We start from the raw sequence: 14,489 nt of genomic DNA, 5'->3' as shown, positions 1-14,489 counted from the left end.
ATCAACCCATGGCGGACTTCACACAGACAAGGACCGATCTGCTTGCCAGAAGGCAGGACACGGAAAAGGCAAGGCTCGACCTGATTGCGGCCAATCAGCAGCTTCACATGCTGCAGCAGCAACGGACCGGCCTGGACCGGCAGAAAGGCGACAACAACCCCGCTTTTATTCAGCGCAGTGCCGAGCTCGACAACCAGATAGCCGCAAGCAAAGAAAGGGCCGGAGCTTTACAGAAAAGCTATTCCAACGTTCGGAAGCAATTGGCTGCCGTCGAGAACAATTTTGCCGTCTTCCTCGATCCCCGCAGACAGCTGGAGTCCACCTTTGCCGCCACGACCCCCTTTCTTCTTTTCCCCCTGCGGATGGAGACACGCTTCAAGACCGTCAACGGCAAACCGCAATTATGGGTCCGGGTGTATCCCGACGATTGCCTGGTGGACAGCTTCGAGCCCCTGCTTTCGCGCCAGGAGGTGAACAACGGCGCCCGGTTCTGGGCAGCCTATTACGGCGCCGGACAGCCGGCCGACCCGGCCAATCCGGATGCGACAACACTCGCCGGTCAGAAAGCGGCCTGGCGGATGCTGTGCGGCGTCCACGGCGGTGGTCGTGCGGCCTGGATAACCCGGCAGTTGAAACCCGATGCCGCCACCAGCATCTTTCCCGTCGGCGGCGACAAAACGCTGATCCTCGCCATTCAGATCCAGACATGGGATCCCACCAATCAGGCGGCGATCTTCGACCTGTTCGGCAAACTATGGCTGGCCAACGGCAACGCCCAGCAGGTACAAACCGTAAAAGACGCCTTTAATTTCGCCAACCCCCTGCTGGATGCCGATACGGTCATCACCCAATTCCAACCGGTCAATTTCGGGGACCAGCCCCCCACCGGACTCACCCGCCAGCAGACGACCCTGGCGTTCGCCATCGTCGTGTTCCCCGACCTCGACAAAAACATCGGAAAAGAGAACAGCTGGTCCCAGCCTACAAGGGTCAACCTGATGCCCGAACGGCTGGCCCTGATCCGCATAAAGAACAACATGGCGATGGCCCCCATCTTCGGCCAGCCGATACCGTTTCCTCTGCCGACAAGCCCCGATCCTTCGCCCCTCCCCGACGATCCCGGCGCGCCGCCCGCCGATCCACAATTCCAGCAGACCCCCGACGGGGATCTTGTCTTTGGCGATGCCATTCGCTGGGTAGCCGACTTCGACAGGGCGGTCTCCATCGGCATGGGCTTCCGCGTCGATCTGGCGCCCGATGAGACCGGGGGCTTCGCACGGCTGATGGTGCTCGGCGTCCGGCTCAGCGCCGATGCCGCCACCGGCAGTCAGCAACTGGCGGACCTGCTGGATCATCATTACTTCAGCAACAAAGGATTTGCCATCGTTCCACAGGGTACTGCGACAAACAATACCGACTCCGGCGGCAGCGGGTATATCTCCCTCGACGACCCCGATAAGAGTTTTGACAAATATTTTCTGCTGAAGGAGGGCTTCAGCTATACCGCGGACTGGAACAAAAAGTCGGACGGCCAATGGCTGGCCGAATGGCTGGGACTGGACGACGCGGTGATCAAAAAGGTGTTGTACAGCGAAGGACTTGACCAGGCGGATGCCCGGAATATGAATACGGCCCTGTGGCCCGCCACCCTCGGCTATGCCATGGAGTCGATGATGAAGGACGGGTTCTCCACCGGGACCATCGTTCAGACCCGGGACTTCTTCAATGCCTTTATCAGCGGCCGCGGGCCCGTCCCCGCCATCCGCATCGGAACACAACCTTATGGTATCCTGCCGACGGCAGCCTTCCGGCGGCTGAAATGGATGAACCCCAGTCCCAATAGTCCACGGGAATTCCTCATCCCGCCGGCAACGAAATTTGTAGCCGGTCTCTATCAACTGCTGCTAAAGCTTGACGGAACCTGGTCGGACCAGGCAAGCCGTCTGCCGCAAATCGGATCACCGACACCCGATGTATACAAGACCCTGCTCGACATCCTCAGCCTTCACCCCAATTCAGTGGAGTTCCACCGGCGATATCTCGAAAGCCTGGAAGAGCTGGGTAATGCCATCCGCTTCCTCCGGCCCGGCTCCCCGCCCGCATCCACGCTGATCGCCAATGTCATCAATATGCTGAGAGTCCTGGGATATCCAACGGTCACCGATCCGCAGCTGGCCCATTTGCTGGCATTGCCCGTCCCCTACCCCATCAAGGTGCTCATCGACGACAGCCCCCTCTCGGAAACCCTGCCCATCCGCGCCTATACGGCCGATGGCAAAAACTATCTCACCGCCCTGCTGGAACAGGCCAGGACCTCGGAGAACGCCGTACGCGTCGGGGACGGGCTGAAGGAACGACCGGAAGCGGAACTCTACCGGCTGTTAAAATATGCGCTGGAACTGGGTTATCACGGCAGCGCCGTCAACGCGGCCGGTGCGGTCAACGCCTTTCCCGCGGCGCAGCTGGCCACCATGCGGGTGGAACAACCTTTCATCCACCAGCAGTGGGAAGGGGTGGTCACCGAGAGCCGTTATGCGTTGCTATATCAGACGGTCCCCGCCATCTCGCCGGCGAAACCGGTGTCGGAATTTATCCGCGATTCGCTATTCCTTGCATTGGTACCTGAGCATTCCCGTTATCTCGCCGCACAGCTGACGGCCCTGGATGCCCTGCAGAAGATATCCACCGCCCGGCTCGAACGCGCGCTGGCCGAACACCTCGACTGCTGTTCCTACCGGCTGGATGCCTGGAAGATGGGCATCCTGACCGACGAGCTGACGATCATGCGGCAAAACTCCCCATCCGCCGCCGGGGACAACCGAAAAAAGGGCATCTTCCTCGGCGCCTTCGGCTGGCTGGAAAATGTAGCCCCCGCACCGGCAGGGGCCATCCGCAACGCACAGCTCCCATCCGATATGGCGAAGGAATTCAACCCGGATGGCGCGAAGACATTCCTCAGCGACAGCGCCAACGAAGGATATATCCATGCCCCCTCGCTAAATCAGGCCGTCACGGCCGCGATCCTGCGCAACGGCTATCTCTCCCACGGCAAACCGGACGATACCAGCGTGCTGGCCGTCAACCTCAACTCCGAACGCATCCGGCTCGCCCTTTCCATCATCGAGGGGATCCAGGGTGGACAAAGCCTTGCCGCCCTGCTGGGTTACCAGTTCGAACGGGATCTGCACGACCGGCAGGATCTCACCGCCCAGAAGATCGACAGCTATATCTATTCCATCCGCAAACTGTTCCCCCTCAACTCCGACCAGATCAAAGACACCCAGGTGAAGAATACCCCCGATCCCTCAGTGGACCCGGACAAGGTTCCGATCACGGCCATCGAGGCCAGGAATGTGGTGCATGGACAGCGATTAGCCGACTGGGTTAGAAAGCAGACGGGCGCGGGCAAGAGCTACCCCTTCAATCTCGTTCTCCCGCCGGCCACCCCAGCCGTTGCCCTCGCGATAACCAATTCCGTCAACCACATCATCGATATGGCGGATGCCGTCGCCGACCTGGGCATGGCGGAAAGCGTACACCATGCGCTGATGGGAAATATGGACAGGGCGGCCGGCGTCCTCGACTCATACAGCAAAGGCAACTATCCCCAGGCGCCCGAGGTCATCCGCACCCCCCGAAGCGGGACAACCCTGACACATCGTGTCGCCATTCCTTTTACCTATATGCCGCTGGCCGCGGCAGGCACCAATCCCCGCGTCCAGGGCGAGCCCTCCATGAACCAGTGGCTGGAAAATATATTCCCGGGACTCGACAAGATCATCTGCGTCATCCGCTTTGACAGTCTGGCTGCCGGCCCCGATCAGCGACTCGAGATATCTCTCGCGGACATCGGACTGCAGCCCATCGATCTGCTCTATGTGGCCAACACGCGGGATACCGGTTCGCTCGACGAACTGGACGACCGGTTCATACATTTTGTCTACGATAACACGGATGTCCGGCTGGACAGCACCATCCGCCTGAGCTATACGGAGAGCTCTGCCGTTGCCGGACGCCTCTCCCTGTTCGAGGTCATGCCGCTGCTCAACAGCTTGCGCACCCTGCTGGTGGCTTCGGCTTCCCTGAGCCCGACAGACCTCGCCCTTTCCAACGAAGCGGATAAAAAAACAGCGCCGCCGCCCGAACTGTCTGCCCAACGGATAGCCGATGTCTCGCATTCCCTGGGCAACCTGGTCACCGACTCGGCCACCGCTGGTATCCTGCACTACCTGGCCGTCCTGCCCGATCGGGCGACAGCCACCCCCCTTCAACTCGATAAGATCGTGCAGCAGGTGGACGACACGATCGCCGGTTTCATTTCCTTCCTGTTGCAGCTGGGCAGTTACGGGATCCCCCAGACGGGTTCCGGGTCCCTGTACACCCAACGGCAACAGTGGTTCACGGCACTGATCGCCCAGGTAAAAAAAGATACCCTTACCCGTTGGCAGGTGAATTCCGACAAGTATGCCGCCCTGCTGCTCGCCAACCCGGTCCCGGATATCCCGACACTTCAGAGCCTGGACCGGCTGGTCGCCGCCACGGCCACATCGGCCGATGCCATCACCCTGGCGATCGTCCAGGATCATAAATCGCAATTCGACGATGCCTTTGACGCACTGAGCAAGGCGGTCGAGGGCAAACAGACTTCCTTACACGCCCTGATCACCGATATCCAGGCCGTAGATACCCGGCCCTTCGACCTGCAACCGCTGGATATCAGCGCCCTGCTTGGCCAGATCGTCACCTTTGTCTACGATTGGCAGACAAGGGGCGCTGCCCTCGCGACCGACATTCAGCAAAAACGGCTTCCCGCCGTCGACCAGGCATTGACAGGACTTCCGGTTCTGTCACCGGGCGACCAGGTTACACAACTACAGGCCGCCGCCAGACAGATCTTTGGGGATGCCTTCACGATGATCCCGCGATATGTCCTGCCGGCGGACCAGCAGGCAGAGGTGGGCAATTCATGGGGCGCTACCGGGCCGTTGCTTGATTTCCTCATCACCGGCGGACGCACCCGCCCGCTGGAGGACTGGCTGCACGGCATCGCCCGGGTGCACGACAAGATGAAACACCTGGAAAACTGTCTCTTACTGCGGGAGGCGTTCGGACTCCCGGAAAAAGACCTGACCCTGCATCCCGTGCAACTGCCCTTCCTCACGTCAAACTACCATTGGATGGCGCTGCCCTACCCGGAAGCCGATGTCGATGCAGAAGGGTCCAACGTTCTCCTCTATACCTCCCTCACCGCCGGTGACGCCGCGGCGCCCGCCGAAGTTTGCGGCGTAAGGGCCGACGAATGGGTGGAGATAATACCCGCAAGAAAAGAAACGACAGGGATAACGTTCAACTACAACCGCCCCAATGCCGAGGCCCCGCAGACCCTCCTGCTCGTCACCCCCACCCAACTGACAGACAACTGGCAATGGGACGACCTGGTGGATTCCCTCATTTATACGCTGGACGCCGCGAAGAGCCGGGCAGTCGGGCCCGACCAGATCGACACTACGCCCTTTGCCAGCCTCCTGCCCGCCGTGCTGGCGGCAGAAAGCCTTTTTCCCTATTCCATCGTGCTCGACAACAAAGCGCATTATCTGTCGGAAACAACGGTAAAGAATATCATCACCACAAAAAAATGATCCCATGGCTGAGCTAACGATAATCCCTGCTGAAGTAGCGCTGAAAGAGTTCACCGCCCGGAAAGCCTTTCCGCTCACCTTTGCCTGGAGCAGACTCGAAGGAAGGCCCCACACCGACGAATTTGAAAGGGCGCTGAAGGCCGAGGTCAGGGATGCCTCCTGGATGTTGTGCAAACAATGGCAGATGGGCGAGTTCCAGGGCGAAGATGCCGGCTCCCCCGTGACGGCCAAGCTGTGTACGTCGACGACGGAACTGGATAAATACCAGGCCGACAGCAAGGGGGTGCAGGCGTTCGATAAAGAGATCCCCTTCGAAGCAAAAGTCGAGCAGCGTCCTCTCCCTTTTTCCACCTTTCAGCAGGATATCTCCCTGGACCTGCGGCTGGTGATGGGTAGACGCTGGCTGCAGCTGGTAAATGACAATGGAGTGCTGACCAATGACAGCAGGAAATTCTTTTTGGATCACTACGGATTCAAAAAGCCCGATCCGACGCAAAAAACAGATGCCGCCATCTGCGCACATGTCGAAGCCTGGCAGCAGTTTGCCGCGGTGGCAGGCCGGATGGTCGACGGCGCCGCGCTATATGCCGATTGGAAGACGGTCCCGCATTATTATGATGACCCTTCCTTCCCGGCAGGCCTGGACCATAACGCCTTTGATAAAGCGGAAACGGACTTTACTTCCTGGTACCGGGATCTCTTCTATCAGCCGGACGATCCGGTCAACGATGCCTGGGAGCCCGCCCAGCTCGAATACCAGTTCTATCTTTCCGCGCCGGAGAGCGACGGCCAGAAATTGCTGCATGCCGAAGGGTACTACCAGGGTCACCTGGACTGGTATAATGTAAATGTCGACCGCAAGGATAAACCACTCGGCCCCCTGCCGGATGGTTCCGCCCCCGTGCCGCCCGCTGTGCCGCCGGGTGTACCGCCGGTCGCACCGCCGGTCGTGCCCCCGATCGTACCGCCGGGTGTACCGCCCGTCCTCACCAGGATGTCCCTCATCCCTACGCCCGTAACCTTCGCAGGGATGCCGAATACCCGCTGGTGGGCCTTCGAAGATGCGAAGACCAACTTCGGCGCCGTCAAACCCGACACGACCGGTCTGGCCAGATCACTCCTCATCGAATTCGGGCTCGTATATGCCAACGACTGGTATCTCGTTCCCTATGATCTGCCGGTTGGCAGCCTGACGGCGATAAAGGGTCTTTCCGTCACCAATTCCTTTGGAGAGAACTTCTGGATCGAAGCCGCCGATAAAGGCAGCGACGCCGACACAAGCCGCTGGGATATGTTCACGCTGAAAGTGGACAGTAACCAACCCGTCGCCGCCGACACCGATCTGCTCCTTCTGCCGACCGTCGCCAGGATCCAGGAGAGTCCATCCATGGAAGAAGTGCTTTTCATCCGCGACGAGGTAGCCAATATGGTCTGGGGCGTAGAGACCATCATCCCTCTGCCAAGCGGCTGGAGCAAATCGGGCTTTGGCGCCGCGGCGGAATATTTCGGGCTGCTGCAAAAACAGATCGACGACCTCGGAGTAGTGCCACCGCCTGAACCGCCGGTTGCAGACGGCGACGAGGTGGCAAAGATCCGCTACGAGATCATGAATACCGTTCCTGAAAACTGGATACCCTTTATCCCAACGCATGTCGATGGTAGCAACCGGGAGGTACAATTGCAAAGGGCCGCCATGCCGAGGATCCTGGAGAATAACCCCTCCCCAAAGCCCGACAAGGTCCGGCCACGCACCGCCCTGTTACAGGAAGGTCTTCCCGATAAAAAAGCCTATTTCATCCACGAAGAAGAAGTGCCGCGCTCGGGCATCATCGTCGCCCAGGGCTTCAAACGAACGCGCTGGGCAAATGGGAAGGTATTCGTCTGGTTCGGCGCACGCAAAACGACCGGCCGCGGAGAAGGCAGCAGCGGACTCGGATTCGACCTGATCCTCAATCGCGACCCAACCCCGCCGGCGCCACCACCCGCACCGCCCCAATAAGATCTCGCAGCTTTTCTCCCCGTAAAGCCCTCGTTCCCCGGCAAGGTCCGCCCCCGCAAGGCCTCACTCCCCCGGCATCGGCTTACCATTATGACAAGTCGTACAGGTGACCACCAGACCGGGGTCCCCCAACCCCGGCCGGTGCACCTGAAAATACCTGGCGTTCAGCTTCAACGTCATGCGCATCATACTCCGCGCAATCTGCTTTTCAGGCTTCGCATCACTGACATAATCCAGTTTATGCGAACCCTTTTGCTCCGCATGACAGAAGGCGCAGTTTACGCCAAGACCATCTTCAAACTCATCGATCATAATATGTTGCAGGATCTTCGAAGAGACATCCTTCGGAAGAACCTTCAAATTCACGAATTCGCTGTCGGGCTTCGCCCAGCCGGCCGTTATCGAAGCGATCGTCACCGCGACCGCCAAACCCGTGACCACTCTTGTCCTTTTATTTACAAGCATGTTGATTCTTATTTAAAACCCGATTGATTTTATTTTGCCGTCACGTCCAGCGTGACCTCCAACTGATCCGATATCGTGCTGAAACCCCCGATCTCGAAGTCTTTTCTGCTGATCACAAAACTTCCCTGAAACCGGTAAACACCGGCGGCTTCCGTGACCATAAAAGGAAAGGAGATCTCCTTTTGATGATTTTTCAGCGCGAGCTGACCGGTAAAAAGATAAGTTCCCTTTTTTTGTTGGGTGATCCTGTCCGACACCAGCCGGATCCGCGGGTAATGCGACACGTCAAAGTAAGTCTCCGCCCGTAGGTGCTCATCGCGCATATTGTTATCCGTGTTGATCGTACTGGCGTCGACCGAAACGTCGAAGCTGGCTTCCTCCGGTTTGGCAGGATCGAACACGATCTTTCCCGCAAGACCGCTCAGCGATCCCGTGACATTGAAGCCGAGGTTCTTTATTTTGAACTGCACCGAAGACCCCGATCCCTGCGGCTGGTATTGAGCCACACCCTGCCGGGCAATGAAGAGGCTCAAAAGAAGGACGATGTATTTGTTCATGGCGCCGTAATTAACGCCGTATCCGTGATCGCCAGCGAGCTGGCATGTTCCTGGTAAACGACCGAAGTAAGCCCAAGCAACCCACGCAGCTGTTCCGCCGGCACCTTCATCGGTCCGGGCGCGGGCGCCGTTCCGGGCTTTGGCTGCGGGAATGCCGTAGAAGTCGCGGTGTGGAACGTGATATTGCCCTCCACCTTCAACATCGTCTGATGGATATGTCCGTTGAGGACCGACACCGAGCCAAACCGCCTGAGCAGCGAAAGCGCCTGCTCACTGTCTCTGGTCCCCCACCCCCATTGCGGATAAACAGCCCAAAGCGGGATATGCGCAAACACGACGATGGGCGTGCTGTTCGACAGCCCTTTCAGATCATCCGCCAGCCACGCGAGCTGATCGGCGCCAAGCGAGCCAAGGCCGCCTTCGGAAGTGTCGAAGACATTGTTGAGGCCGATGAAGTGGACGCCCTCTTTATCAAAGCTGTACCAGCCCTGACCCTTGGTGCCCTTTCCATACCGTTCGAGATAGGATTTCCCGCCGTCGTTGAGGACATCATGCTCACCCGGGACATAAAAGATGCGGTCGGTCTTTATATTTTTCAGCGACTGGTCGAGGGCATCGAACTCATCCTTCTGGGAAAGATGCGACAGATCGCCGGTGTGCAGGACAAAAGAAGGGGCCGTGGGAAGGCCGTTGATCTTGTCGATGGCCGCCTGGAGCGTGCCCATCACATCCGGGTTGGCGGCTTTGTTGAACCCGATATGACTGTCGCTGATCTGAACAAAACTGAAATCCGCCTTGGGAAGGGAGATGCCCGGTTTGAGCCTGCCGGTGTCCTTGTCGAGCAACTGGCTCATCCCGTAGGATTTGAGCCCGCCGCCGGATAACATCCATAACACGCCTGTACCGGCCCAGGCCATACATTTTATAAAGCCGGCTCTGTCGATGCCGTCCTCGCTTTCGATAACACTGATAGGATCCTCCTGTTTTGCTTTTTTCATAATCTGAAATTGTAAAGCAAAAAAAGAGAATCCACCAGCAGGCCCGAAATTATTTACATAAGGCAGGCCTTATTCTTGATCAAATTGTCGATTAAGCAACTTTCTTATTGCTGATATACGCCCTCGGAACCGCCGGAACGACTACCGCCGGCTTATTAAACAGCTGGCCGACGTTCTGGATCCAGAAGATGAAGGAGAAGAACCAGGTGGCCACCAGCGTGTAGGCAGCGAAATACTGGTCGTTAATGTAAAGTTTTGCGGCGAAGAAACAAAGCAGGAAGATAACGGGCAGCGTCAGAAAAGCAACGAACTTTTTCATTTTTGTGATTTTGCGGTGTTAGAGAAAAGAAGCATTCCAGGAAACAAAGAAGCAACAACTAAGAAGCAAGAAGCAAGAACATGAACTATCAACCGTGAAACAAAGCAGGCATTAAGCCTTTGCCAGCGTTTTGAGCAAGTCATTCGACTTGATCCAGAGAACAAAAGAAGCGATGGAAACGAGGATCAGGGAGTAAGCCAGGATCAGTTCGCCCTGAACATAAAAAGAGGCGCTGACGATGTAGGTAAAAACGATGGCAACGAGAACGGTGATGCTGATAAGAGCTTTCATAACTGGGTACGATTTTGGTGATTGAAGACTATGTATAAAAAGGAATTACGCTATTGGGGGTAGCTCATAGTCATTGGAAGAAAGGAAGAAAGAAAAGGTGTTTCGAGGGAGATTGGGTACGACGCTGGTTTCTCGGGGAGATTGGAGTTGCGTGCTGTCGATGATGTAAAAATAGTGTTCGATTTTGAGCCTTGCAAGCTTTTTTGGATAATTTTCGCTCCGTCTAAGGGTATCTTTTGGGTATATTTTTAATAAAAAGCTGATTCTGCGTATATTGCTGCATGTCTTCTCCTGCCAAGAATTTTGCCACCTGGGGACTGCTCTTTATCGCCGGCGTCGTTTTTATAAGCGTCGGTGTTCTTGCCTTTATTAATCCGATGAGCAGTTATGTAAAGCTGACGAAATTCGCCGGCATCGGTCTCCTGCTAAACGGCGGACTGCTCCTGGCGATGATCATTATCCGCCCGATGCGGCCACAGCAACGCAACTGGTTACAGGCCGAAAGCATCCTCCATCTTTTCTTTGGCATCCTGTTCCTGCTGAACCCGCTGCTCGCCTTTATCGCCCTACCCTATTTTATCGGTAGCTGGCTCTTCCTCGTCGGGTTATTAAAGATACTCGCGGCCTTGTTCCTCCGTCGCCGCCTGGGAAGATGGGGATTCATCATCTTCATCGGGATGATCTTCTTCCTCTTCGGAGCCCTGCTTCTCTTCAGTCCGTTTGCCCGGGCAACAAGTATTACGCTGATCATCGGCTGTTTTGGCATCATTATGGGAACGTTCTACGTGATCGACTCATTCCGGTACCGGAAAATGGCCAACACACTAGATATGATGCTATGAAACACCTCTTTCTTCTGGCGGCAAGCATTTGGACCATCGGGATCCTGCATGCGCAGGATACTATAAAGGTGCCGCCGCCAAAACCGGCAGCACAAAAGCTCGACTCGGCAAAGGCAAACTCGCAAAAGACCGACTCGGCAAAGCCCACCCGAAGAAAGAGCGAGATCTACCGCGAGGCATTCAAGCATGTCCGGCGCAAATTCGACTCCACGCTTTTTACCACAAAAGATCTGCCTACCACCAGCGACTATGCCGAGGACCTGGAACGGGTGTACCAGACCCTCAACCGGGTGCCGATCGTTACGGAATCCTTTGTCCGGCTGCCGGAGATCGATAATAAACTGGACCTGGAAGACTCCGCACTGGACATCCTGAAGGATAGGATGTCGCAAAGCGATCGCACGTTGAATATCCGTAACTTGCAGATGTTCAATACGTTATTGGATGCCCTCGACAAGAATATCCGGGGTTATGCGCGTTATCTCAATCAATATGACACCGCTCTCGACGGCATCCGGAAGGAAATTGCCGATCTCCGCAAGGATACCCTGATCCTCCATATCTTCCGCGACACGGCCTTAAAAGATACTTTTCAGCTGCAGCTGCAACAGCTAAAGACCAAATGGCGGCAGGTGGACAGCCTCGTCGCGCTGAACGGTAACTATGTCAACTCGCTGAAGTCCGAGGCTTCGGCGCATGCGATCACCATCACCGATCTCAGCTACCGCGTAGACCAGGCCCTGAAAGCCGTCGGCTCCCGCGCCTTCGGCAAAGAACGAAGATATATCTGGGAGCCCCGGTCGGCCAATCCCAGCAGTTTTTCCCGCGCGAACTTCCAGCGATCGGTCGACAGCGAACGGCAGCTGGCCAGATTCTATTTCGACAACAACCGGACCAACCGCCTCTGGCTGCTCTTCACCGGCATCGCCTTCTATTTCTGGGTCTGGTACAACTTCCATACTCTTCGCCGGATGAGTAAACTTCCCGCCCTCGACGAGTACCATTTTTCTTTTGTCAACCCCCATCCCGTCGCCGGCGCGCTGGTCTTCGTCCTTAGCCTCGCGCCCCTATTCGACCTTCATGCGCCGGCCATCTATATCGAATCCATCGAGTTTCTGCTCATGATCGTGCTTAGCTTTATCCTGAAAAAGCATCTTTCCCGCTTTCTCTTCTATGGCTGGTGCACTTTTCTGATCCTCTTCCTGCTATTGCCCGTCATCCGCATCCTCGGACTGCCCTTCGCCATGCAACGCTGGGCCGAACTCTTTGTCGACCTCGCCTCACTCGCCTTCGCCTCCTTCTATCTTTTCGGCAAGCGGAAATTGGGCGGCCGGCTGCGCTTTATCTATGCGGCGGCCGGTCTCTACCTACTGCTCAACCTGCTGGCCGTGGTTTGCAATATCTTCGGGCGGGTGACGCTGTCCCAGATATTCGGCGCAACGGCCGTCTATACCTTTGCCCAGACGGTGTCGCTCGCCGTATTTCTCAGGCTCGTGGTGGAGACCTTTCTGTTGCAGATCGTCAGCAGCCGGGTACGCAAGGGTTATCCCGAGAACTTTGATCTCGCCGCGGTCTCGAAATCGCTGAACCGGTTTGTCCTGCTGCTGGCCATCGTTCTCTGGCTCATCGTTTTCACCACCAACCTGAACCTGTTCGACGCCCTCAACGACTGGCCGACGGATTTCTTTGGCCACTCCCGCTCGGTCGGCAGCTTTTCCTTCACGCTTGGCGGACTCGTTCTCTTCCTCGGCATCATCTGGCTCGCCAACTTCCTGCAGCGTTTCATCGCCTATTTCTTCGGCGACACCGGGGACGACGCGGCTATGGATGACCGTGGTCAGCGTTCGCGCTTGCTAATCACCCGGCTCGTCCTGCTGATCGGCGGCTTTCTGCTGGCCGTTGCCGCATCGGGACTTTCTGTCGATCGGATCACCGTCATCCTGGGGGCCCTCGGCGTCGGCGTCGGCCTGGGTCTCCAAAATATCGTCAACAACTTTGTGTCGGGTATCATCCTGATCTTCGATCGCCCGGTGCGCATCGGCGATACGGTGGAGGTCGGCGACAAACGCGGCCGGGTGAAAGAGATCGGCATCCGGAGCAGCACCCTGCTGACCGACGACGGTGCGGAGGTGATCATTCCCAATGGCGACGTACTGTCCAATCATATCGTCAACTGGACCCTCAGCAACAACCATGTCCGGCTGGCCCTGAGTTTCACCATCGAGAAACCCACGCATCCCGGGGCCCTCGATCCCAAAGCTATCCGCGACGTCGTGAAAAAACATCCCAACGTGCTCGATCGCCGCGATCCGGAGGTCATGATCAATACCCTGACCTCAAAGACCGAAGAGCTGAAGGTCTATTTCTGGATAAAGGATATCACAAAAACACCATACACTACGGGCGAGATCCGCACCAGCATCTATCAACTGCTCGATCAAAAGGGCATCATCGTCAATTAGAGATTTGCGTCCGGCCGCGGCCGGTCAGGGCACGTACACCCAGGCCTTGGCGACGCATTGCGCATCATTCCCATACCCACCCGCCATCAGCACCTGCCCCGAAGGCAACAGCGTTGCCGTGGAGTAATAACAGGGTTGATCAAAGGCCCCTACGACGGTGAAGCGGCCGGTCGAGGGACGCCATTGTTCCAGGTGCTGGTCCCCACCGGCGACCAGCAGATCACCGCTTTTCATCGTGATGACGGCATGGGTCAGTTTAAACCGTTCGAAATTAAGTTCGGGACCTTTTGAGAAGGTGTTTGTCTTGGGGTCGAAGAGTTCCGTGCTGCGGAGTTTCCCCTTCCAGTCCCGTTCATCGCTGCCGCCGATGATCAGCGACCGGCCATCGGGCAAATTCGCAGCGGCGCATTTGTAGCGGGCCGTCACCAGATCGCCTACCCGGGTGAACCGGTTGGTCGCCGCATCATAGACCATGGCTGTCGGGGTGAGCTTCCGGCCGTCCCTGCCACCGGCCAGCAGGATGCGGCCATCGGCGAGCGGAACAGCGAGGGTGTTGGCCAGATCGAGGGGCGGGGTCGGGCCACTTTCAAATTTCCGCGTGGCCGGGTTATAGAGTTCCGTTGCTTTTGTAGGGTCGCCGCTGCCGCCGATGATCAGGACCTTTCCATTGTTCAGGAGTACGGCCTGGTGGCCTTCGCGGCCGGCCCGCATGTCGGGAAGCTGGGTCCACTGACTCGTGGCGACGTTATACAGTTCGGCGCTGGCCAACCGGGGTCTGTCGTTGTTCCCGCCGGTGATCAGCAGTTCTTTTCCGCCGGCAAGAAGCGTGGCGGTCTGCCCGCAGCGCGGGATATGGAGGCTGCCGGAATAGGTAAAATGATAGGTGGCGGGGTCGAAGATCTCCGTGGTGCCGGTAT

Annotated in this window: 10 protein-coding genes; 4 read left to right on the top strand and 6 right to left on the bottom strand. The window is 57.3% G+C overall.

The features are described from left to right. The first annotated feature begins 8 nt into the window (after window positions 1–8). Window positions 9–5,639: a hypothetical protein gene (locus tag VGM48_RS03745; protein WP_331576378.1), complete on the top strand. Its 5,631-nt coding sequence runs from the start codon at window positions 9–11 to the stop codon at window positions 5,637–5,639. Window positions 5,640–5,643: 4 nt separating this feature from the next. Beyond that, window positions 5,644–7,638: a hypothetical protein gene (locus tag VGM48_RS03740; RefSeq protein ID WP_331576377.1), complete on the top strand. Its 1,995-nt coding sequence runs from the start codon at window positions 5,644–5,646 to the stop codon at window positions 7,636–7,638. A gap of 63 nt (window positions 7,639–7,701) precedes the next feature. On the opposite strand, the gene VGM48_RS03735 is transcribed toward VGM48_RS03740, so the two are convergent. The 5 genes from VGM48_RS03735 to VGM48_RS03715 form a co-directional block, all read right to left on the bottom strand. Further along, window positions 7,702–8,103, bottom strand: coding sequence for a c-type cytochrome (locus tag VGM48_RS03735; protein ID WP_331576376.1), 402 nt, complete (start codon window positions 8,101–8,103; stop codon window positions 7,702–7,704). Window positions 8,104–8,132: 29 nt separating this feature from the next. Continuing rightward, window positions 8,133–8,660: a YceI family protein gene (locus tag VGM48_RS03730; RefSeq protein WP_331576375.1), complete on the bottom strand. Its 528-nt coding sequence runs from the start codon at window positions 8,658–8,660 to the stop codon at window positions 8,133–8,135. Continuing rightward, window positions 8,657–9,658, bottom strand: coding sequence for a metallophosphoesterase (locus tag VGM48_RS03725; protein WP_331576374.1), 1,002 nt, complete (start codon window positions 9,656–9,658; stop codon window positions 8,657–8,659). Before VGM48_RS03725 ends, VGM48_RS03730 begins: the two co-directional genes overlap by 4 nt. Before the next feature lie 91 nt (window positions 9,659–9,749). After that, window positions 9,750–9,977: a hypothetical protein gene (locus tag VGM48_RS03720; protein ID WP_331576373.1), complete on the bottom strand. Its 228-nt coding sequence runs from the start codon at window positions 9,975–9,977 to the stop codon at window positions 9,750–9,752. Between the two features lie 111 nt (window positions 9,978–10,088). Next, window positions 10,089–10,268: a hypothetical protein gene (locus tag VGM48_RS03715; protein WP_331576372.1), complete on the bottom strand. Its 180-nt coding sequence runs from the start codon at window positions 10,266–10,268 to the stop codon at window positions 10,089–10,091. Window positions 10,269–10,549: 281 nt separating this feature from the next. Here VGM48_RS03715 and VGM48_RS03710 point away from each other — a divergent pair, with 281 nt between their 5' ends. Beyond that, entirely contained in the window at window positions 10,550–11,110 is a 561-nt protein-coding gene (locus tag VGM48_RS03710; protein WP_331576371.1) for an HdeD family acid-resistance protein, read from the top strand. Next, on the top strand, window positions 11,107–13,572 hold the full coding sequence (locus tag VGM48_RS03705; protein WP_331576370.1) for a mechanosensitive ion channel family protein: 2,466 nt from the start codon (window positions 11,107–11,109) through the stop codon (window positions 13,570–13,572). The genes VGM48_RS03710 and VGM48_RS03705 overlap by 4 nt, the downstream gene beginning before the upstream one ends. 24 nt (window positions 13,573–13,596) lie before the next feature. On the opposite strand, the gene VGM48_RS03700 is transcribed toward VGM48_RS03705, so the two are convergent. Continuing rightward, on the bottom strand, window positions 13,597–14,489 hold an 893-nt coding region (locus tag VGM48_RS03700; RefSeq protein ID WP_331576369.1), incomplete at its 5' end, for a Kelch repeat-containing protein.

Source organism: Puia sp., assembly GCF_036500295.1.
In the GTDB taxonomy this organism is placed as follows: Bacteria; Bacteroidota; Bacteroidia; order Chitinophagales; family Chitinophagaceae; genus Puia.
The sequence above is the reverse complement of the archived record's forward strand: the minus strand, read 5'-3'. Positions and strand labels throughout refer to the sequence as shown.